Annotated in this window: 15 protein-coding genes, 1 tRNA gene and 2 pseudogenes; 6 read left to right on the plus strand and 12 right to left on the minus strand. The window is 67.7% G+C overall.

Going from position 1 to position 21,282, the window contains the following annotated elements; genetic code table 11:
• From AC1DX8_RS12160 to AC1DX8_RS12175, 4 genes and pseudogenes are all read right to left on the minus strand, one after another.
• Window positions 1–272: pseudogene (locus tag AC1DX8_RS12160) on the minus strand (GNAT family N-acetyltransferase); the annotation flags it as partial.
• Window positions 273–283: 11 nt separating this feature from the next.
• On the minus strand, window positions 284–910 hold the full coding sequence (locus AC1DX8_RS12165; protein WP_477630188.1) for an ANTAR domain-containing response regulator: 627 nt from the start codon (window positions 908–910) through the stop codon (window positions 284–286).
• Between the two features lie 459 nt (window positions 911–1,369).
• Window positions 1,370–1,708, minus strand: coding sequence for a DNA polymerase ligase N-terminal domain-containing protein (locus AC1DX8_RS12170; RefSeq protein ID WP_477630189.1), 339 nt, complete (start codon window positions 1,706–1,708; stop codon window positions 1,370–1,372).
• 130 nt (window positions 1,709–1,838) lie between these two features.
• Window positions 1,839–2,189 (minus strand): VOC family protein, encoded by a 351-nt coding sequence (locus AC1DX8_RS12175; RefSeq protein WP_477630190.1) that lies wholly within the window; start codon window positions 2,187–2,189, stop codon window positions 1,839–1,841.
• A 77-nt stretch (window positions 2,190–2,266) separates the two neighbouring features.
• On the opposite strand from AC1DX8_RS12175, the gene AC1DX8_RS12180 reads away from it, so the two are divergent.
• On the plus strand, window positions 2,267–2,974 hold the full coding sequence (locus AC1DX8_RS12180; protein ID WP_477630191.1) for an alpha/beta fold hydrolase: 708 nt from the start codon (window positions 2,267–2,269) through the stop codon (window positions 2,972–2,974).
• A gap of 543 nt (window positions 2,975–3,517) precedes the next feature.
• A complete protein-coding gene (locus AC1DX8_RS12185; RefSeq protein ID WP_477630192.1) occupies window positions 3,518–3,943 on the plus strand; it encodes a hypothetical protein in 426 nt (141 codons plus the stop codon).
• A gap of 351 nt (window positions 3,944–4,294) precedes the next feature.
• Here AC1DX8_RS12185 and AC1DX8_RS12190 read toward each other — a convergent pair whose 3' ends face one another.
• The 4 genes and pseudogenes from AC1DX8_RS12190 to AC1DX8_RS12205 form a co-directional block, all read right to left on the minus strand.
• Window positions 4,295–7,264: a helix-turn-helix transcriptional regulator gene (locus AC1DX8_RS12190; protein ID WP_477630193.1), complete on the minus strand. Its 2,970-nt coding sequence runs from the start codon at window positions 7,262–7,264 to the stop codon at window positions 4,295–4,297.
• A 196-nt stretch (window positions 7,265–7,460) separates the two neighbouring features.
• A pseudogene (locus tag AC1DX8_RS12195) lies at window positions 7,461–8,264 on the minus strand (IS110 family transposase); the annotation flags it as partial.
• Window positions 8,265–8,882: 618 nt separating this feature from the next.
• Window positions 8,883–10,808 (minus strand): APC family permease, encoded by a 1,926-nt coding sequence (locus tag AC1DX8_RS12200; protein WP_477630194.1) that lies wholly within the window; start codon window positions 10,806–10,808, stop codon window positions 8,883–8,885.
• 119 nt (window positions 10,809–10,927) lie between these two features.
• Window positions 10,928–11,380, minus strand: coding sequence for a hypothetical protein (locus AC1DX8_RS12205; RefSeq protein WP_477630195.1), 453 nt, complete (start codon window positions 11,378–11,380; stop codon window positions 10,928–10,930).
• Window positions 11,381–12,064: 684 nt separating this feature from the next.
• Between AC1DX8_RS12205 and AC1DX8_RS12210 the strand changes: the two genes are divergently transcribed.
• The 4 genes from AC1DX8_RS12210 to AC1DX8_RS12225 all read left to right on the plus strand — a co-directional run bounded on the left by AC1DX8_RS12210 (window position 12,065) and on the right by AC1DX8_RS12225 (window position 16,463).
• Window positions 12,065–13,309 (plus strand): threonine/serine exporter family protein, encoded by a 1,245-nt coding sequence (locus AC1DX8_RS12210; RefSeq protein ID WP_477630196.1) that lies wholly within the window; start codon window positions 12,065–12,067, stop codon window positions 13,307–13,309.
• Between the two features lie 306 nt (window positions 13,310–13,615).
• A complete protein-coding gene (locus AC1DX8_RS12215; RefSeq protein ID WP_477630197.1) occupies window positions 13,616–14,590 on the plus strand; it encodes an acyl-ACP desaturase in 975 nt (324 codons plus the stop codon).
• Window positions 14,591–15,228: 638 nt separating this feature from the next.
• A complete protein-coding gene (locus AC1DX8_RS12220; protein WP_477630198.1) occupies window positions 15,229–15,693 on the plus strand; it encodes an SRPBCC family protein in 465 nt (154 codons plus the stop codon).
• A 131-nt stretch (window positions 15,694–15,824) separates the two neighbouring features.
• A complete protein-coding gene (locus AC1DX8_RS12225; protein WP_477630199.1) occupies window positions 15,825–16,463 on the plus strand; it encodes a hypothetical protein in 639 nt (212 codons plus the stop codon).
• A 474-nt stretch (window positions 16,464–16,937) separates the two neighbouring features.
• Here AC1DX8_RS12225 and AC1DX8_RS12230 read toward each other — a convergent pair whose 3' ends face one another.
• The 4 genes from AC1DX8_RS12230 to AC1DX8_RS12245 all read right to left on the minus strand — a co-directional run bounded on the left by AC1DX8_RS12230 (window position 16,938) and on the right by AC1DX8_RS12245 (window position 21,277).
• Window positions 16,938–19,001: a hypothetical protein gene (locus AC1DX8_RS12230; protein WP_477630200.1), complete on the minus strand. Its 2,064-nt coding sequence runs from the start codon at window positions 18,999–19,001 to the stop codon at window positions 16,938–16,940.
• A gap of 164 nt (window positions 19,002–19,165) precedes the next feature.
• Window positions 19,166–20,302, minus strand: a complete 1,137-nt coding sequence (locus tag AC1DX8_RS12235) for a tyrosine-type recombinase/integrase (protein ID WP_477630201.1) — start codon at window positions 20,300–20,302, stop codon at window positions 19,166–19,168.
• A 137-nt stretch (window positions 20,303–20,439) separates the two neighbouring features.
• Window positions 20,440–20,525 (minus strand) — tRNA-Leu (locus AC1DX8_RS12240).
• 185 nt (window positions 20,526–20,710) lie between these two features.
• Window positions 20,711–21,277: a hypothetical protein gene (locus AC1DX8_RS12245; RefSeq protein ID WP_477630202.1), complete on the minus strand. Its 567-nt coding sequence runs from the start codon at window positions 21,275–21,277 to the stop codon at window positions 20,711–20,713.
• Window positions 21,278–21,282: the final 5 nt, after the last annotated feature.

The following is a 21,282-nucleotide window of genomic DNA, read 5'->3' on the forward strand; positions in this document are numbered from 1 at the left end:
GGCCGGAGGGTGAGGGCGGCCTGCACATCAGGGTCGGCAGGCTCCCCGTGCACGACCATGGCGTAACCGGTGACGACGTCCTGCGCCACCGCGACGAACAGCTCGCGGTCGGGGTCGGCGAGGTACTGGTCGAAGCGCTCCTTCGACAGCACCTCGGCGATGAACGTGTCGATCGCCTCCCGCGTGGTGTGGGGAGGGCACGCGAGGGCGAACGTCGCCGCCGCCACCTCCGCGAGCACGCTGGCGTCGGCCGCACCCGCGGCGCGCACCACGACCTCCACCGTCAGGCCTTGTCCATCCCGGCAACGACCGCGTCGGCCACCTCACGCATGCCGAGGCGACGGTCCATCGCGGTTTTCTGGATCCAGCGGAAGGCCTCCGCCTCGGAGATCTTGAGCTTCTTCATCAACACGCCCTTGGCGCGGTCGACCGACTTGCGGGTCTCGAGCCGCTCGCCCAGGTCGCTGATCTCCTGCTCCAGCGCCTTGACCTCGGTCCAGCGGTGCCGCGCGATGTCGATGGCCGGGGTGAGGTCTGAGGCCGTGAACGGCTTGACGATGTAGGCCATCACACCCGCGTCACGGGCGCGCTCGACCAGCTCGGTCTGGCTGAACGCCGTGAGCATCACGACGGGGCAGATCCGGGCCGCGCCGATCTGCTCGGCGGCGGTGATGCCGTCCATGACCGGCATCTTGACGTCCATGATCACCAGGTCAGGGGCGAGCTCGGTCGCCATCTCGACGGCCTGCTCGCCGTTGCTGGCCTGGCCCACCACGTCGTAGCCGGCCTCGACGAGCATCTCGGCGAGGTCGAGGCGGATCAGCGCTTCGTCCTCGGCCACCAGGATCCGCGTGGGCGTGGTCGGCGCAGGGCTCGCGGTGGGCGTCTTGGTGTCGCGGGTGTCACTCACGGAAAAGAGCCTAGGGGACGTGCGTTAACGGCAGGTTGCGGCGGTCCCGGCGTGGACAGCGCCGCCACCCGGCCAAGGGCGCTGCCGCGCCCCTCACGAGGTATGCCGCGAGCTCACCACCCGCGAAGGCTTGCCGCGCCGTCGGCGTCGAGAGTCCTCGTTCCTCGCCGCGACCGGGTCAGTCAGGCGTCGCACGCCGGTTCGTCCGCCCAGTCGATCCCCGCAGGTGACAGCATGGCCGCGGCCAGCGCCGCGGCTCCCCCGATCAACTTCTTCAGCATCGCTCCCCCATCTCCGCCGGTCCCTGGTGGACCGGCCCGGGGAAAGGTAGCCGCGCGCGACACGTCGCCGTAGTGACTAGGTATGACTGGAAAAACCTGAAGAAATCCTGACCAGCTCCTTACCCTCGGAGCGCGCCGCGAAGAGCCGCTCTCGACCGCGGTGAGCCCGCACCACGAGTCACGGCCGAGGCTGGTCCTTCAGGAGGTGGAGCAGCGCCCCCCGGTCGGTGGTGACGAGGGCGTAGCGATGCGCTCCCCGACGCCCGTGCAGGACGAAGACGGTGCGGCGGTCGGTGCGGTCCTCGAGCTCCCACCAGCCGGTGTCGGCGATCGACTTCGTCTCGTCCTCGTAGGACGCGTGCTCGAGCTCGTGGTCGTCGACGGGCACTGCCAGGCGGTTCCCTGACGCGGTCGTCGGCAGCCCGCGCGGCACCGCCCACGAGCGCAGGACTCCGTCCTCCTCGAGGCGCAGGTCGAAGTGGTGCTGCGGCTTGAGGTGCTCGTGCAGGACGAACACCGGCCGAGCCTGGACGCTCCCGACTGGGTGCGGCGGATCTCCGGTCATCCCGCCAGAGTCGCATCACCATGACTCCCATACCGCTTGTCGAGGGCGCACGGGCTGGACAGACCACTCGACCGGGTGCCGGTCAGAGCTGCTGGGCCAAGCCGACAACGTGACCCTGAGGGTCGGCGATCAGCGCGAACGACACTCCCGGAACGCTGACCGGGTCTTGCACGACGCGTCCACCGAGGCGAGTCGTCGCGGCGATGGCGCCTGCCATGTCGTCGACACCGACGAAGAACGTGACCAGGTCGCCGTCGCCCTGGAGCGGGCTGATCGCGGTGTACAGCGCATCCGGTACCCCTGTCTCGACAAAGGTGTAGCCGGGGAGGGCGCCTTCGGTGGGGTAGGTCCAGCCGAACAGCTCCCCGAAGAAGGCCCTCGTTGCGTCGGGGTCGCTCGAACGGATCTCGGCGTGCACGATGGGATGGCTCATGATGACCTCCGGTTCTGCGGGCCACCGGACGTGGCCTCCAACCAGATGACGTTCGGGCAGGTCCCCAATCGACAGTGGTGGACGACCAGCTACCCAGCGCCGGGCCCCGGGGTGGGGGCGCGGTGCGGGCGGTCGTCGTCAGCCTCTCCCAGGGTGCCGCCTGGGCGCTACAGCTCGCGGCCGAGCACCCCCACCGAGTGCTCGGGGCGGTCTTCATCGGCCCCTCCCTCGCCATCACGCCGGGCCACACCGCGCGCGCCCCGCAGCGCGACCCGGCGGACCTGGCCCCCTCGCGGGTGCCGTTGATCGAGCGAGATCCGTTGGAGCACTGGGCGAAGTACGACCCGACCTACTGGCAGGACCACCACGAGGACTTCCTGTGGTTCTTCTTCGGCATGTGCTTCCCCGAGCCTCACTCGACCAAGCAGGTCGAGGACTGCGTCGCGTGGGGTCTCGAGACCACGCCGGACGTGCTCGCAGTAGAGGCAAGAGGGGCGCGACCGAGCCGGGAGACCAGCGAGGCGTGGTGCCGAGCGGTCACCTGTCCGGTGCTCGCGATCCACGGCAGCAACGACATGATCAGTCCTGTGTCCCGAGGGCTCCGGCTCGCCGAGCTGACCGGCGGCGAGTGCGTGGTGATCGACGGTGCCGGCCACCTCCCGCTGGCGCGCGACCCGGTCAAGGTCAACCTGCTGATCCGCGCCTTCGTGCACCGCACCGGCGACCGGGTCCCGGGCCCGCCGTGGCACGAATGGGCAGCGGGGCGAGCCACCGCGGAGGGCTGAGGAGCAGGACGCAGGATGTGGGCACTGCCCCTCACCAGCGGTTGTCTCTCCAGGTCAGTCGGCTGCCGAATGCGCGAACGAGTGGTCGGGCGCATGACCCATCCGCCGCCCACGGCTTTCGCGGTGAGGACCCGAGGACCAAGGACGGACGCGGAGCGAAGCCATCCCACATAGGCCGGAGCGAACGTGCTTATGAACCAGCCATGACGTGTTCTCCGCCCATGGGTGTCCCTTCACCGGGGTTGGACCGACCCCCTCACCGTTATGCCAGCATGCGATCCTTGAAGGATGCCGGGCGGGAATGACGCCTCTGACGCCGACGAAACGGCGGGGAGCGCAAGGGCGCAGGTGGTGAGGCTGGTCCGCCGCCGGTTGGAGTCAGCCCTGGTAGATGTCGCCGTCGTATTGCCAGCTGACGACGGGAAATTCATACACCGTCGAATGCAATGCACGGGGGACGACATTGAGAGCGGTCTCCCCTTCCTCTTTGCTGCCAGCCCCGAAACGCTCATTAGCGGGGGCGACCCTTCCACCCCGCGAGACGTGCAGGACCGGCACTTCGCGGCGCCCGAGCAGGCACTTGCGGCGGCCTACAGCGCCGACCCACCGGCGGAGGCAAACGGATGGATGACGCCCGAAGAGTTGCAGCGCTTGCTGACCTACGATGAGAACGGACTCGCCGGATCGCTCCGGCCAGAGGCTGAGCGGGCGGGGCCGCTCGGAGCAGTCATCGTCGGCGTGGGTTGTGTGGCGGTCTTTGCTGGAGTGGCCTGGGCCGGGACATTGCTCAACAACTGGATTCACCTCGACCAGATCGACGGAGGGGGCGAGATCGCCGACAACGTGCTGTCGCTCCTGCTGGCAATCATCGCCAGCGGGCTGGCCTTTTGGGCGGCAGGGGAACTCGGCGCCCGAGTAAGCCACCGCCATCTGGAACGCGCCCGAAGACGAGCGCATCGCAACCCGTGACTTACCGATTGCGCTTGTAGTTCGACCCCGGGCCGAATGCCAGGCCCCTTCGGAGACCACAACAGGCGGGTAGTGCCGCGAGCGGTACAGCCGGCTGATGTGACGCGCGTTTCCGCTGTGAGGTGAGGTCAAGGCCATGAGCCCAGCGTCCTGTCGCGACAGCCGCTTCCAGTGGCGGCGGACCGTCCGGCGGGCCGGGCTGGCGACGTGCGCTAATGCGTCAGATGGAGCGGCGGAAAACGGCCGCTGCTCGTGCATCGCCCAGCATGAGCCGTGCCCTGCCTTACACACCAGAGCCGCATATGTCTGGATCGTTCGATCGTCGATGAAGCTCTGCGGCGCGCGCACGTGTCACTCCCCTCCGCGCGTCACCCGGCTAGCCCATGCGGCGGCTTCGCCCCGTGTGGACGTCCCCGACTTGCGCAGGATGTTGGAGACATGGGAACTGACGGTCTTGTCGCTGATGAACAGCGCCTTCGCGATCTCTCCGTTCGACCTGCCCGCGATCACCTGGTCAAGGATCTCTCGTTCGCGCGGGGTCAGTTCGGTCAGCCTGCTGCTGGTGAGCGCCGAGTCTGAAGGTTTGGCGTCGACGGGATCGAGGGCAATGTGGCCGGTCCGAGCCGCGATGTCGATGTTCTGTATGAGCGGTCGGGCGCCGAGCTTTTCGGCGATCGCCATCGCGTCGCGCAATGGTTCAGCGGCGACGGCCCGAGGCAGCCCCTCCGCTAGCGCCGCCTGGCCCTGCCGCGAGGCGGCCACGGCTTCCTCCCAGAGCATGCCCGCCTGCTGGCAGGCGCCTCTGGCCTGAGCCCACAGGCGTGACTGGTCTGGTAGTCCCCGAAGTCGTGCGAGTTCGGCCGCGTGCAGCGCTTGACGGGCGGGCTGAATCGCGTCTGCGGGGCCCCACGGGATGAAGCTGTCGGTCGCGGCGGAAGGCCACGCGTCCATCACGCGGCGCAGGGCAGCCTCCGCCGTCTCGGTGGCGCCCTGGCGGTGCTTGTCCCTGCCCTGCTCGGCCAGGTCCGCGGCGGCGCGTGCGGCCAGCACCAGAAATTCGTCGGCGTCGCGGGGGTCCCCTAAGGTCGAGGCGGCAATCTGGGCCTCTACGACATCCAGCGCCGATGCGGGTTGTCGCTGTGCCAAGAGCAGTTCGATCTGCGCGTAGGGATAGGAACAGCTGCCGCGATAGTCCGTGGAGGACAGTTCGGCCGCCCAGGTGAGGTGTTGTTTGGCCAGCGTCTGGTCACCCCTGCGGGTGCACAGGATGGCCATGGCGGCGTGGGCAACCGCCTCATGGTTTCCGCCCTCTGCGGACGCCAGTGCCGGGCGCAGGTAGTCCTCAGCGCGCTGCCACTGGCCGAGTGAAAGCGCGAAGATGCCCGCACAGGTGAACAGGAATCGTCCCCGTGGCGGGGCGCCCGCGAGGATGATCTCGCGTCCGTGGGTGGCGTCGGCCTCGACGCCGACGGAATTCTGGCCGCGCACCTCAAGTTGATTGTGGATTTCCGCCGCGGAGTCCGCCATCTGCACGGCGTCGCCGGCGGCCGCGGCGAGCTGGTATGCCTCGGTGACCCAGTCCAAGGCGTGCACCGAATTGGGTGAGATCGCAGCCGTAAGGGTCAGAGCCGGGATGAGGGCCTCGGGTGATCCGATCTGCCGCGCGGTCTTTAAGGCGGCTGCGGCGCGTTCCTCGACGTAGGGGTTACCGGACCATACCTCGGTCCAGGCGTACGTGACGTCAACGATGACCTGTTCGGTCGTACCTGGCAGGGACTTCGCTATGGCGAAGGCCTCATGCAGCGACGGGGTGACCGCACTGAAGGACAGATGCTCTGCTTCCATGAGCATCCTGTGCTTAAGGGTGAGCAGGCGGCACGCAACGTCGGGGCTCTCGTCGCGGTCGGTCAGCGAGAGTGCCTGCTCGAGCAGGACGAGTCCGTCGCGGGGGCGGTTGACGTTCAGGCAGTTGATGCTCGTGCGCAGCAACAGCCGCACGTGGCTGGCGACTGGCTCGGTGCTGGTCACGACCTTCGGCCACAACCGGCACGCCCGCTGCAGATGCTCAAGCCGCTCCGTCTCCCCCTGGGCCGAGGCCGCCGAGTCGGCGGCAGCCAGAGACCACCGAAACGCCTCCGCCAGCTCTCCGGCCAACTCGTAATGGCTCGCCAGATCCCCCGGCTCCGTGGAGGGCCGGACTGCGAGGGCCTTGGCGTATGCGGAGTGGACCGCGGCGGGGTCGGAGTGGGGGGCAGCCATCTCCACGCTAAGGACCTCCGCGATGAGCGGATGGCGGAACCACACCCGCCCACCCACGGGACGCTCGAGCACACCCGCAGCCACCGCCTCGGCCACCGACTCGCGCACGTTCAAGCCATAGGCAGAGTCCGCCTTCACGAGGGCGGCCACCCTCTCGAGAACGTCTATGTCCACGGGGCGTCCTCCGATGGCGAGTAAGCGTGTGCTCTGGCGCGCCATCCCACTTAAGCGATGCCAGCGCGACAAAAGCGCCTCACGCAGAGCCTCGGACACCGAGGTCCCTGGTTCTGAGGTGTCGAAGGGGTCTGCTCGAAGGAGGAGTTCGGTCAGGTAAGGGTTTCCGCCGGAGCGTGCGTGCACACGTGCCACCAGGGCGGCACTGGGTGCCAGCGCGCCGGTCAATGCTGCCACCTGCTCGGTTGTCCCCTGCGGTCCCAGCCGCTCCAAGTGCAGGTCATCGACCCCCGGCATTCGTCGAACTTCGGCCAACCAAGAGTTCAGAGGGTGCCCCTCGGGTCGGTCCTCGTCCCGCACCGTCGCCACCACTGCCAGCTGCAGTTTGCGAAACCCACTGATGAGAAACGCAAGCAGATCCAAGGACGAGGTGTCCGCCCACTGAAGGTCGTCGATGACCACGACCGCCGGGCGGCGGCGGGCGATTCTCACTATCGCGGTATTGAGTTGCGGCAGCATCAGCGCTCCGTCGCCGGCCCTACCGGAGCGAACGCCGGGCAGCACCACGCTGAGCCCATCCAATCCGGAAAGCACCTCATTCCGGGCCGTGTCGTCGGCGCCATCGAGCCATGCGCCCAGTGCGGATGCGAGCCCTGCGAACGGCACCGAGGCGGCACCGAAATGCACACACGTGCCCCACAACACCTCACCGGCGAATCGTCCGCAGACCTCCCGGACTAAGGCGGTCTTGCCAATCCCAGCCTCACCATGGATGAAGAGCGCGCCGGGCTCGCCGGATGTCGCAGCCTCCAGCAATCCCGCCAGAACGTGCTTCTCTGCTTCCCGGCCAGCGACCTGACCAAGCTGAGCCTTCGAGCCTGCACCCATGACCGCAGTGTCCGCCGCCCCGACAGCAATGTCACTCTGGCTCGGGAATGACGGGTGGCTCGGTAATCACTCGCCGCCCCAGACTCATTGCCGAGCTCGTCTTAACTGGCGTCAGCCTGCCAAGTCGCACCTGTCGCGTATGTCGTGCTGGCCTGCGACGGCACGTCAGGTGCGTCATGCCAGCTCCCTTATGTTGTCAACTAATCGGGTCGAGCTGTCTCTTCCGCGCCGTGAGGGGGCGGCGTAGCGTCGTTGGTGCGGGTCCGGGAAGTGGCTGATCCGAAGTGTCGGTGTGCGGGTGTGAGCCGGCCGCGCTGGATTCTTGAGTCGCCCCGCGGTGCCCTCCCGGGCCCGCCTCGAGGTCTTCTAGTTGGGCCGCGGCGTCGGTAGCCTTCTTCATCTTCATCTTCATCTTCATCTTCGCCTCGACCGCGACCAGCTCGGCCAGCTCCTCGACCGCGATCCGCCGACGGGTCTTCCCGGCGATGTCCCGCGGGCCCACAGAAGCCAGCATGGCCTTGGCCTGACTGGTGGTGGGGTCGCGTTTGGCTTGTCCTGGAAGGAGTTCCGCCAGCAGGGCTTGTAACCGATCGACCGTTTGGACCCGGCGCCGTTTCAGTGCCTCCCGGCGCTCGACCAGCATCCGCCGCGCCTCGAGCTCACCATCGACCGCCAGCACCCGCAAGCCCTTCGTGCGGACCGCGACCACAGCGATCGCGTGCGCATCGTGGGCGTCGTTCTTGCGGTTGTGACCGGTGTCGAACAGCCGGACCCGGGCGGCAAGCTTGGCCGGGACATCAACGACGTGCTCGCCGGCGGCCAGTAGCCGCTGTGCCAGCGGTCGTCCGACACCGTTCGCGCCCTCGACCGCCCAGGTCCGATCCGGGCACGCCTTGGCGTACGGGCGCATCGTCGTGAAGCCGGTCCGGTCGGTGGTGAACCGTCCCGAGGCGAGCCGCTGTTCGCGTTGGTCGACGACCTCGACCGTCGCCGACGGCTTGTGGGGATCGACCCGATGATGACGTGATCCATGTGCTGCTCCCGCCCAGCTCTACCGTTGTGGACGGCGCCTACGTGGCAGGTGTCTAGCCATCCGGCAGCCAGTCAGTGTGCGTCAGCCAGGCCGTCGTTGGCTTGCCAGTGGACGGTGTGCGACCTGGGGTACGGCCGGCGCCCTGTCCTGGGAGCGAACTCATGCTCGAACCGCCCCACGACTCGGGGACGATCCGCAGCGATGAGGGGCTGAGGTTCAACTTGACCTAGGACGAGCTTTAGCCCTGCCCGAACCGGCGCAGGGTGTACGTCCGGCTCAGGTCGGGCGCTTGCCCACAGGACGGTTGACTGTCGCCCCCCAGGGTGCGGGCGCGCCTGGGTGGCTTTCGGGTTGCGCCATCTGTGCTGATCACGTCCTCGATGAGGAGGGTCGTTATGAAGAAAGGGTCGCTGCCCTTTGCGAGGTGACGGTTGCGGTAGGTCGCTCTTTCTTGCGCACTAATAGGGTGGGAAGTCACGTCTTGCGGCTTAGAAGGGCCCAGGGGGACTCCGCCCAGTTCCAAGGCACCGAGCATTTCGACGTGGGTGGGAACGGATCCCGCGGCGGCTATCCGGAGGGGTTCAGCTATCGCGTGTCTCCGACGACGACGGGGAGGTCGTCGCTGATGTCGTCGGCGCCAGCGCGCACCTCGCGGGAGGACCTCAGTTGGTAGGGAACGGAGGTGACCATGACCCCTGGCTGGTACAGCAGCCGCCCTTTGAGGCGGAGCGCGCTTTGGTTGTGCAGAAGGTGTTCCCACCAGTGCCCGACGACGTATTCGGGGATGAACACGGTGACTACGTCTCGGGGACTCTCTGTCCGGATGTGGCTGATGTACTCAAGGACCGGACGGGTGACCTCCCGAAAGGGGGACGCAATGATCGTCAGCGGGATGTCCAGCCCGCGTGCGTCCCATTCAGCTCGTAGCTTTCGTTCCTCGTCTTGATCGACGGCCACCGTCAGTGCGACCAGGTGGGAGGCCCGAGTTGCCTTGGCGTAGGCGAGGGCTCGCAGAGTAGGTGCGTGCAGTTTGGAGACCAGGACGATGGCGTGGTTACGGCTGGGGAGGGTGACGCCGCCTGGTTCGGGTAGGAGGTCGAGCTCGACTGCGTCGTAGTGCCGGCGGATCGCCCGCATGAGTAGGAAGATCGCCACCATCGCCGCGATGGCAAGGTAGGCCCCTGCGAGAAATTTGTAGCGCACCACGATCACCAGGACCAGGGCCGTCACGACGGCGCCGGTGGCGTTGATGAGCTGGGAGCGGTGGATGGTTCGGCGCCTGGTCGGGTCACCGGTGCGCCGAAGTTCGCTGCGCCAGTGCAGGACCATGCCGAACTGGGAGAGCGTGAAGGAGGTGAAGACGCCGACGATGTAGAGCTGGATGAGCTTGTCGATGTTGGCGTCGAAGCCGATGATCAGGACCACCGAGACCCCGGCCAGCAGGATGATGCCGTTGCTGAACGCGAGGCGGTCTCCGCGGTTGTGCAGCTGGTGCGGAAGGTAGCGGTCCTTCGCGAGGATCGAGGCCAGCGTGGGGAAGCCGTTGAACGCAGTGTTCGCCGCAAGCACGAGGATCGACGYGGTGGCCGTTTGGAACGCGTAGAACAGGACGTGACGGCCCCAGATCGCCTCGGCGATCTGACTGATCACTGAGGGGTTGCCGTCGTGGTAGGCGCGGGCGTGGGTGGCGAGCGCGAGTGCTGTGATCCCGGAAAACATCGTGATCGCCAAGGCGCCCATGATGAGCAAGGTGGTGGCCGCGTTCTTGGCTTTGGGCTTTTCGAACGCTGGGACGCCGTTGCTGATGGCTTCGACGCCGGTCAGCGCGGTACAGCCTGACGCGAACGCGCGTAGACATAGCAGAAGGGTGAAGATGCCTCCCACGTGAGCGGTGTGCTGCAGCTGTAGGTGTGCACTGGATGCCTCCGGGACTCCGCCTCGGAGGGCGCGGTATGCACCACTGGCCAGCAGCAGCATCGTCAGGCCGACGAAGGCGTAGGTGGGGAAAGCGAACGCTGCGCCCGACTCCTTCACACCGCGCAGGTTGACCAGCGCTAGGAGAGCCACGAACCCGACGGAGAGCTCCACGGCGTACGGCGCCAGGGACGGCAGGGCGGAGATGATGGCCACCACGCCGGACACGACTGAAACGGCGACGGTCATCACGTAGTCGACCAATAGGGCGGCCGCGGCAGTCAGCGAGGCGGTCTGCCCCAGGTTCTCCTTGCTCACCACATAGGCGCCTCCTCCGCTGGGATAGGCGTAGCACGTCTGCCGGTAGGAGGCCACGACGATCGCCAACAGCAAGGCCACGGCAACCGAGATAGGAGCCGCCAGGCCCAAGAATGCAGCGGTGCCCGCCGTACCCAGGACAAGCACGATTTGCTCGGTCGCGTAGGCAACCGAGGAGATCGGGTCAGAGCAGAAGACTGKCAGAGCGAGCTTCTTGGGCAGCAGCGTCTCGCCGAGCCGATGACTGGCCATCGCTCGGCCGATCAGCAGCCTCTTCAAAGACTCGGCGGTTCCTGACAAAGTCCCTCAGATCTGTAGGAGACGCGCTGGAGTTGGCAGGTCGATGGGCCCCAGTTGCTGATCTGGACTCATGGATCCGGGCCGCAGCCGCATCGCCGTCACGGCCTGGGTGCGAGCCAGGTGCGAGCTCGCTCCTGTCCGTCCTCAAGCAGCACGGCACTGCCGAACACCCCCTCCGCGTCGGCCACCCAACAATCGTCGGCCAAGGGGCGCACCACGCAGACCGACATCGTCGCGTGCCTGAGCGTGCCCGACTCAAACCGCACCTGAGCACCGGGCGAGGGGCTCCCCACACCAAACGCGAGGCCCCAGCAAATCGCGTGCATCCTACCCAGCGGAGTGAAGGAGGAGATCGCCTCGATAACCGGGCGATGGGCTAGAGCGAGTAAGAAGGACCGCGTCGAATCCGAACGATCATGCGCCTCCAAGAACACCGTGCCGTGGTCGTCCACGGCCTGGACCAGAAGCCTCGACGACGTGAGCGCGACAGCACGGCTGGCCCCACCGGCCGCTGCCATCGGAGCGCCGACCAGCAGAAACTCATCGCTCATGGCACTCAGCCTGCCCGGCCTGGCGAATAATCGGTTGGCTCCTAACGCAACCTTAACGCCGGCAGATTCTCGCCTTGGCCTCTTGGTCTGGGATGACCGCCCGGGTAAGCCAGGCGCGCAACGGCGGCACCGCAACCGCACCGGCAGGCTGCGGGACCGCGCGAGCCTATGGACCGCGAGAAGATCTCCCTAGGTGAGCCGCGGGCGCGGCGACGCCGTCGGAGGGTCACCTGTCAGCACGCACCCGGACACACCCCCCAATTTGACCGACTCGGCATAAGCCTCAGGTAGTGGCCATGAGCAACGCCTGCCTCCTCACCACCACCGACCAAAGGACCGGTTGCGCCGAACCTTCGAACCGGCGAACACGAGTGCAGCGATTCGACGGGATCTAGTTCCCGTGTCTTGGTTGCGGAACGATTCACCCGCCCATCCGCACGAGAGTGCGGATCCGGGTGCGTCTTTCCGCCGTTTGCGCCGCGTTGATGCTGGGTGGTCGTGTGCCTTGACATGATGACGAGCATGACGGGACACCTGGCAGCGGATAGCAGTGAGGACTCGGGCGGAAAGGCGCGGACGCAAGCACCTGTAGAGACGGCCGAATCCGGGTGCCGAGCAGCGCGGGTATTACCAGGACCGGCAAGGCCCGTCCGAGTCACGCTCGTCGGCGCGCGCTGAGCCGTGATGCCCTCGTCCAGTGCCGCTGACGACGCCCACGCGACCGAGACCCGCGCCCTGCTGGCCCACCTCGGCACCGCCATGATCGCGACGGGACAACCGGTGCAGGAGATCGAGGAGGAGCTCGCCGAGGTCGGCGTCCAACTGGGCTACCCCGACGTCCAGACAGCAGTCGGTCCCACGGGCCTGGTCGTCACCCTCACTGACGGGGGTCCCTCAACGTATCGGTCGGCTCCCCCCGGTATGCGCCTCCACCAGTCCGCGAGCGTGCGCCGAATCCGCTACCAACTGGTCCGGGGGGTGCTCGCGCCCGGCGCCGCCCTCGAGCAGCTCGCTGCGGTTGCCCGTCGCCCTGTCGGGCACCCGCTGTGGTTGGTCGCCCTGGCCTGGCCCGTGCTCGCTGTCGGTATTGCGCTGATCCTGCAACCGGGCTGGGCCAACGTCGCCGCGGCCGCGGTGGGGGCAGTCATCGTGTTCGTGCTCGTCCAGCTGGCGGAGCGGTACCAATTGGTGAAGGCGCTGTTGCCGACGCTTGCCGCGTTCGTGGTCTCCTTGGCCGTCTTCGGCGCCGCCAACGCGGGACTGCTGGAGGGTCCCTTGCGCACCGTCCTGCCGCCACTGGCGGTTCTGCTCCCCGGAGCGCTGGTCGTCAACGGCATGTCAGAGCTCGCGGCCGGACACATGCAGGCTGGGTCGGCCAGGCTCACCTACGGCCTGGTGCAGCTTGGGTTGTTCGCGCTGGGACTGCTCATGGCTACGGCCCTGCTGCGGGTGCCGTCCGCGACCCTGACCAATCTCCGGGTCGACGAGATCGGGTGGATCGGTGCGCCTGTCGGCCTGCTGCTCATCGGGTTGAGCATCTGCCTGATGGAGGGCGTGCCGCTGCGGATGCAGGGCTGGGTCCTGCTGGTGCTGAGCCTGGCCTTCGGCGCCCAGGTCGCCGGGCAACAGCTCGGCTCGAACGGCCTTGGTGGCTTCCTCGGTGCGATCGCGGCCAGCCTCGGGGCGAGCGTGGTAGAGCTCCGACGACCGCAGCTGGCACGGCTCGTGCTCTTCCTGCCGGCGTTCTGGCTGCTCGTGCCCGGAAGCCTGGGCCTCGTGGGTGTGACCGAGCTCGCGGCGGGTCGCGAGTCGGCCACCGACGTCGCCCTGGGCGTGCTCGGGGTCGTCATCGCCATCTCTCTCGGCCTGCTGGTGGGATCCTCCCTCGGCAGCTCCCTGCGCGGGCGGCTGACCGCGCCCCCCACCTGAGCCATCACGAACAGCTCTGCGCAACAAACGACCACGAGCTCGCAGCGTTCCTTCCAAAGGCGTACCCGCTGCTCGAGAAGCGCGTGACTTGGCCGCGTGCGGCCGTCCGTGGGGAGGCGACGTTGGCGTTGACGGGCGGCATGCCCGTAGGGCCTCCGCCAACGCCACGGACGTCGACTTCGGCGGCATTCATCGAACACTGCTCCGGCGCTCGGCCCGCCCTCCACCGACTGACGAATTCATGCGTTCGACCAGCGCCCCGGCTCACAACCGTAGGTCGGCGAGCTCTGAGGGTGTAGGCAGGGGGTGGGCGCGACCTGCGCGTTCGTCAGCCAGGAGGATCCCATGGCCACACTCGACAACGCCCAGTTGCTCGCCGYCCTCGAGCCGACGGTCGAGGAGAACCTCAATCGTCATTTGGCGRCYGCCCAGGAGTGGATGCCGCACGAGTACGTCCCCTGGTCGCTGGGCCGCGACTTTGCCGAGCTGGGGGGCGAGGCGTGGTCGCCAGATCAGTCGCAGCTCTCACCGATCGCCCGGACGGCGCTGGAGGTCAACCTCCTCACCGAGGACAACCTGCCGAGCTACCACCGCGTGATCGATCAGGCATTCGGACGGGACAGCGCCTGGGGAACGTGGGTCAACCGCTGGACCGCCGAGGAAGGGCGACATGCGTTCTGCATCCGTGACTACCTGCTCGTCACTCGCGGCGTTGACCCTGACGAGCTGGAGCGGGCGCGCATGGACACGATGGAGACCGGTTACGACCCGGGTGACAAGCCGCTGCTCAACGTCTGCGCCTATGTCTCCTTCCAGGAGCTGGCCACCCGCGTGTCGCACCGGAACACGGGCCGCTACACCGAGGAACCGATTGCCGAGAAGCTGCTCACGCGGGTCGCGAAGGACGAGAACCTCCACATGATCTTCTACCGGAACCTCGTCCAGTCTGCGCTGGAGCTGACTCCGAGCCAGACGATGCGGGCGATCACCGACGAGGTGGTGTCGTTCCAGATGCCCGGTGCGATCATCCCGGGGTTCGGACGCAAGGCCGTGCAGATGGCTATGGCTGGCATCTACGACCTGCGCATCCACCACGACGACATCGTCACACCATTGCTGCACAAGTGGGGCGTCTGGGATCTCGAAGGTTTGGACGCCGAGGGCGAGAAGGCCCGGGAGGAGCTCGCGGCCGCCGTCGGGTCCCTCGATGAGGAGGCCGCTCGGTTCGTCGCTCGCCGCGAGGAACGCGCGGCGAAGCTGGCTGGCCGCCAGGAGGCCTAGTGTCATTGCTGGGCGGGCTCGCCTCTAGGTAGGTAGGCAGCGGCGCGTGGCTACCGCTGGGGTTGCGTGCGTCGCCCCTCCGCTTGGRCCCTCCTCAAGCAGCCCAAGCGGGTCTGAGTCTCAGCTCCAGGTCTTCACGACGCCGTGAAGGGCGAGAAGGGGAAGCGATGAGTGAAGGAACGCGTACAACTCCCCATCGAGATTCCCGACGAAGGGCTGTCATGGGCAATCCGGCCCCTCAACAACTGGCTGGCAGAGCAGCCGGACGGATTTCACCCTGAGGTGCATCGGTGCCGAAGGCGGGACTTGAACCAGTTCGAATACTGCCCAGAGGTCTGACCAGCGACACTCAGTATGGCTCAATGTGGGCCAGCAACGGCGAAGGCGTGGACATGTCCACCCGCCGCGCGGCTTTCCGCCGCCAAGGCCCCGACCGAAGCTTCTCGACGGCTCGCAGCGCCTTCAGGACCATGGGCTCTGGTCGGGGGCAGTCACCAGCGAGGACGGTGAATGTGCCGGGACACTCCCGGGTCCGGAGGAGGTCACCATGCCTAACGACATCCGTCAGGCCTCACCCGCAGCTGGGCGCGACTTCAGGGACGCCGAGGCGCCCCGGGCCCGATGGGGTTGAACAGCTGATGGCACGCGTCCGAGGCAGTATCGATATCGAGCGCCCGGTCGATGAGGTGTTCGATGTCGTGGCCGACCAGACCAACGAACCCCTCTACAACCCCGCGATTACGTCTGCGCGCCGTCTCGACGACGGGCCGATCGGAGTGGGGACGCGCTTCCTGGCTACCGTTCTAACTCGCGGCAAGCCACAAGAGGTCGAGATCGAGGTCACGGGTTTCGAGCGCCCCACGTGGATCTCCTCCCGGAGCATGTTGGGGCGGAGCACGGTGTCGGGACGAGTCCGGTTCGACCCCGTTGGATCCGGTACGAGATTCAGCTGGGACTGGGATGTCCAGGTCGGTACTGGTGCCCGTGTCCTTGGCCCGTTGGTCTCCGTGATTGGCCGTCGTCAGGAGCGCGCCATCTGGGGGGGCCTCAAGCACTTCCTCGAACACCGTGCGGCACGACCTCCGAGGGAGGGGCTGGCATGACGACAACAGGAGCAGGGCGAACACCGCGCACTCCCGTCGCGCCGCAGCCGCGCGGGCACCGCACACCGCCCGACCCGTCCTGGCAAGGTCTGTACCGGGCCGGTGCTTGGGCAGCCGCAGCGTATGTGGTCATGGTGCTCATTCCGCTGGTGCTGCTCGCCACCGCACCCGTCCCTCCGTCATCGGGTGCCGCGGTGCTGGAGTACATCGACTCCCACCGCGTGGTCTACCTCATCGAACTGGTCTGCTTCGTCGGGCTCAGCGTCCCAGCCATGGTCGTGTTCACGGCCTGGGCCATGGCGCTCAGGCACGTGGACAAGTCAGTGGTGCTGATCGGGGGGCTGTTCGGCGTGGCCTCCGAGGTCACCGCCCTGGCCGTCGGCAGCAGCCCACAGTCGCTTAACGGCGGCTTGGTCGCGTTGAGCACTGCCTACGAGTCAGCATCCTCGGCCGACCAACGAGCCAGTCTGTCCAGTGCCGCAGAGGCGATCATCGCCACGACGAACGCGATGCCTTGGGCCGGGGTCCTGACCGCGGCCGGCATCCTTGCTCTCTCCTTGGTCGCGTGGCGCGGCCCCGTGCCCGCGCCGACGGCGGCATTCGGCGTCCTCACCGGGGCAGTGGGCATCGTCGCTGAGACACTGCGCCCCGTGATCGAATACGGCTACTTGCTCTACGGGCTGCTCTTGCCGACCTGGTTCGTCCTCACCGCTTTGAGGTTGCACACGCTCGGGCGCCGCCCCGGGACCCCCGCGCAGCCCCACCACTGACGAGCCGGCAAAGACCGCCCGCGTCCACCAAGGGTCATCGCGTCGCGAAATCCAAAATCGGACTGGGGCCCTGAAGGCGCTTACCTCGCAGGAGCAAGCGGATATGCAGCAACGCCTCCCGTGGAACGCTGACCGGACCGGGACAGGCATAGGAAAAAGTGACATGGCGAGTCGCGAAGATGCCGCACTGCTCGTACAGCTGGCGCAATGGGGCGCGACCATGGGACTCGAAGAGGCCAGCAAGCGGTGTGGGCGGACGGGTTCGACCCCAAGACGGCCGCCTTGGACGCCGTGCTGTGGCTCATTTTGGACGCGGACGCTATTCAAAGTACAACGCAGCGATGACCTGACGCGGACATCTGAATCGGCGACGAGCCAAGACGATGTCGTCGAGGGACGCCGTCGGCCTGGTCGTACCGGTGAGCAGGGCGGCATACGAAGGGCTAGTTCGTATGCCGCCCCGCTGACCTTCGGCTACGGGGTGACTTGGCTGACCCGGGTCGCCCAGTTGCCCAGCGCGGTCCGCAGGCCCGGGCCGTGGCCGGCCCCAGCGCAGGTGCCGAGCAGGTTGTCGCCTGATCCGCCAGTCGCGAAGGGCCCGAGCCAGGTCGCGTAGTCGCACGCGTGTGCGACGTACTCGCTGGCGATCCAGACCGAGTTGCCGTCGGCGGAGGCGGCGCCGTAGTCGCCCCAACGGGTCCGCGGCGGGGCACCCACCTGAGCGGCGTAGCTGGTGAACCCGTCGTCGGTGGCCTGGCCGGCGGCCGCCACGGCATACGAGCCGACGCCGGCAACGGCGTCGATCGGTGCGTAGGCGGCGCTGGGGTAGGTGCTGTCACCGGTCAGGGTGAACGCCATCACGCCGCGCCCGTTCTGGGTGACCCCGATCGCCGGGTAGCTCATGTCCATGCCGGTCGCGCCGAGGTAGCCCTGCAGGCCCATCTTGGGCGCGAAGGCTCCCGACGAACCGCCGGGCTTGACCATGTACCAGGCGATTCCGGCCCGCTGCCCGCCGCCACCGGGGTTCAGGGCGGTGTCCAGTGCACCCCACAGCTTGCCGTTGGCGTAGGTGACCTGCTGCATGCGGGTGTCATTGGCGTCCGGCGTGGACACGACCTCGTGGCTGGGAGTGCCGACCAACAGACGGTAGCAGCCCACTCCGGCGATCGTGCTCGTGGTGGTGTCGTTGAGGCAGTAGCCCTGTGGCGTACCCGTCGTCGGTGCCGAACCGGAGCCCGGCTGGTGCTGCTTCGGGGGGATGGCGTACGTGTTTGCGGGCAGGATCTGGTTGGTGAGGGCCAGGTTCGGCGAGGCGCTATCGAGTGATGCCGTGTTGGACAGGGCCCAGACGACGACTTGGTTGGAGACGTAGCTGCCGCCGGTTCCGGCGACCGGGTGGGTCGCCTCGTCAGCCGCATTGGAGGACATGAAGTACTCCGTGCCGTTGCCCAGGGTCTGGAAGGACGTCGTCCCCGGTGACTGCGCCGGCCACACGGTGAAGCCGGGCTGCGTCGGGCCGGCGTCGCTGGGGGCGGCCACCATGCCCGAGGTGTCGATGTGGACGAGGTTGACGTTCGCCGCACCGGCGGCCAGCTGTGCCTTGGAGAGGGCGTAGATCTGGGCGCCGGCGAAGCCGTTGTGCAGCCACGGGTAGGCGTTGGTCGTCAGGTAGATTCCGTTGGCGTCGGCGCCGATGTGCGGGTAGTCGCCGAGGTACGGCCCTGCGTTGGCTCCACCGGTGTTCGTGCCGTCGTTGGTCACATCGATCTTGTAGACGTTCCAGGCCCCGGTGGGGTCGGGCGACTGGCTCACGGCGAGGTCGAGGTGGTTGACCAGGGTCAGGGTCCCGTTGGGGGTGGACTCTAGGGTGAGCACGACCAGGAAGAACCGCTGGGTGGCAGCGTCGAAGATGCACGTCGGGTCGGTGATGGTCTGGGCGCGCACACCGGTGCTGCGGTTGACCGCCGGGGCGTACCCGTAGAACGAGTTGAGGTCCACGGCGTGGCCGACGTCACGCGGGAACCCACCCACGATGTTGGTCGCGGTGTTGTCCGGCAGCAGCGAGTGGCCCGAGGTGTCGTAGACGTTGAAGACGTCATTGACGGCTTCGACGACCTTGCCGTTGCCGACGCACAGACCCTGGTCCGGCGGTTCCAGGGTGAACTGGTTGCCGCCGCGTGCATATCGCTGCTGGTACAGGTTCAGGCCGTCGAAGCTGGCTCCCATGGTCGGGTTGGACTTGGCCTTGCTGCTGCTGCCCACCGTGGCACCGTGCCCGTGTCCGGTCGACAGGCTGCGGTCGGTGATGATCCCGGTGAAGGCGTCGGGAGAGCCTTCCTCCTCCTGTTCGGGGAACTCCGGTGAGCCGTCACCACTGGGGCTGAAGGCGCCGGTGATCGGGTTGGCGGTGCCGACCAGCCTGATGGACTGGGCGGCGGCGCTGGCGCCTGTGATGGGGATAGCCACTGCGGCTGCAGCGGCGAGGGGGAGGGTCACCGCGCAGAGGCGTGCGAGTCGAACCCGTGAACTGGAGAGCATGCCAAAACCCCTTCTGATCGATGGGGGCCCGGCATCGACGAGCCAAGTAGCCCGCCGGTGTCTTCCCGGGAGCCGTGCTTTGCTCCCGATGGAGGCTATTGCCGTAGTGCGGCGCGTGCCTCCGCCAGAAGAGTGACTCAAGGGGATTTCCATGCGCTTAGGCCCTAGGAGATGATCCGAAACTTCGCGGCGCCTGGAGCATCGCCTTCGTCCATGGCCTTGTCCGCGGAGCGCCCGAGCGCGTCGATGCGACCGACCTCCAGCCGCGCCTGGACGAGCTTCTCGGACTCGGGCCGGTCGATTGGTGTGTCACGGATAGGCGACGCCATGCCATGCCAGCTCCGACGTGAGTGCTGCTTCAGCCTGTGTCGTTGCAATCCGGGTGGTGGCCGACGGAGCACCGGGTGTTGCGAGGTAGGGACAACCGCGATCTGTCGACGTAAGTCCGAACGGATTTCGCCTTGAACCCGGCCGGACGCGGTGCCTGCTCGAGCTGTCTTGGGCGGGCCGAGGTAGGTGTGCCGGACGGAGTCGTACTTCCACGCCGGCTCGACCCGAACGGTGCGGTGGACCAGGTCGAAGGACTCCGGCCCCAGGGCGGTGATCTCGCCGAACCGCAGCCCGGTGGCGTACAGGAACGTCAGGAACGGCTGGTAGTGCCCGATGAACGCCTCACGGAGGACGACGAACTCGTCCGGGGTGAGGCAGACCATCTCCTGCGCCGGCGTGCGTGGCATGCCGCAAAGGAGCCCAGCGAACGGGTTCCGAGCGGCAAGCCCGTCCCGGACGGCGTCGTTCATCGCCCCCGAGAGGTGGCCGTGGACGTTGTGGATGGTCTTGGTCGACACCGGCTGGTCCGCGTACCGACCGGTCCTACCTCGCGGCTGGGTGCGCAGCTGATTGACCCACAACCCGGCCTGCTCGCGCGTGATCCGATCCACTGACGTGTCGGCGAGCCAGTCCGGGACGTGCCGGGCGAAGTCGCGGCGCATGTCCTGCTTGCTCCGGTCGTTGGCGGTGGTCCTGGCGACCACGGCACGCTCGAACCACTCAGCAAGGGTCGGACCGTCCCCAGCAGTGCCCGCGGCCCCGGCAGCGCTACCCGGAGATGCCGCGGCCTTGCTTGCCGCGACGAAGCCACGGCCGGGGACCCAGCCCAAGGGGTAGCGCTCCCCCGCCGCGATGACCAGTCCTTGGAACCGGCGGGCCTGCGCTCGGTCGGCGAACGTCTCCGCCAGCGCGCATCCATCCTGCCGCCACCGGACCTGAAAACGGCCGTTTCGTACTCGAATGCTTGCCATGGGGCACCGTGCCTTCCGTCCCCCCACGGTCGGCAGCTGTGCTGCGGATCCAAGCAACGGTGGGAGCCGGCCCCATCCCTGGTGTGGACACGGTGTGGACACGACCCCTCAGCGGGGCGCGTTTCCGCAGATCAAGCTGGTGCCGAAGGCGGGACTTGAACCCGCACGCCCTTTCGAGCAGAGCATTTTGAGTGCTCCGTGTCTGCCATTCCACCACTTCGGCTTGCTGAACCTGAGCTCAGCGGCTGGGTCGCGTCAGCGGCCTCGGCAAGGATAGCGGTGCGGTGCGCCCGGACCGCACAACGGCACAGCCGTCGACCGCCGGACGACCAGGTGGAGGCGCGCGGCGCTGTGGTGAGCACGCGGCATACCGAGGCTGGCGGTGGAAGGTCGTCGGGCGGCAGCCGGTCAGAAGCCTGCGCCGCGGCCGGGGTTGGTGACGTAGACGACGACGCACGTCAGCACCAGGACCGCCGCCGCCACGACGCCCGCGTCACCCTGCGGGGCGTGCGCCAGCGGAGCCCACCACCGAGCAGGCTCGCCGCGCGGGGTCAGGAGACAGGTGGCGAACAACAGGAAGCCGTAGAGGACCGACGCGCCCTCCGAGGCGAGCGCGAGGAGACCGGAAACCCCTGCGCCCCAGCCGATCACGAAGACGAGTCGACGGGGCGCGAGGTCGAACCCCGACACCGACTCTGCGACGGCGACCACGAGCAGCAGCTGGAGCGCGATCCAGAGCAGGCGATACCGCGCGCCCGACCGGACCCCCAACGCCGCTGCGGCGCGGGACCGCAGACCCAGTGCGAAGCCGACACTGCTGCACACCATCGCGAGCAGGCCCACCGTGATCCCCTGGTACGACTCCCCCAGCGGACTGGCGAGGATCGGCTGACCGGTCACGAGGGCGGCCCCTGCGAGGCCCRTGGACACCACCGCCAGGCGCCAGTCGTGGTCGGCGAGCCAGCCGCGGATCACGGTGC

The sequence above is a fragment of the Pedococcus sp. P2_A3 genome, from assembly GCF_056405035.1.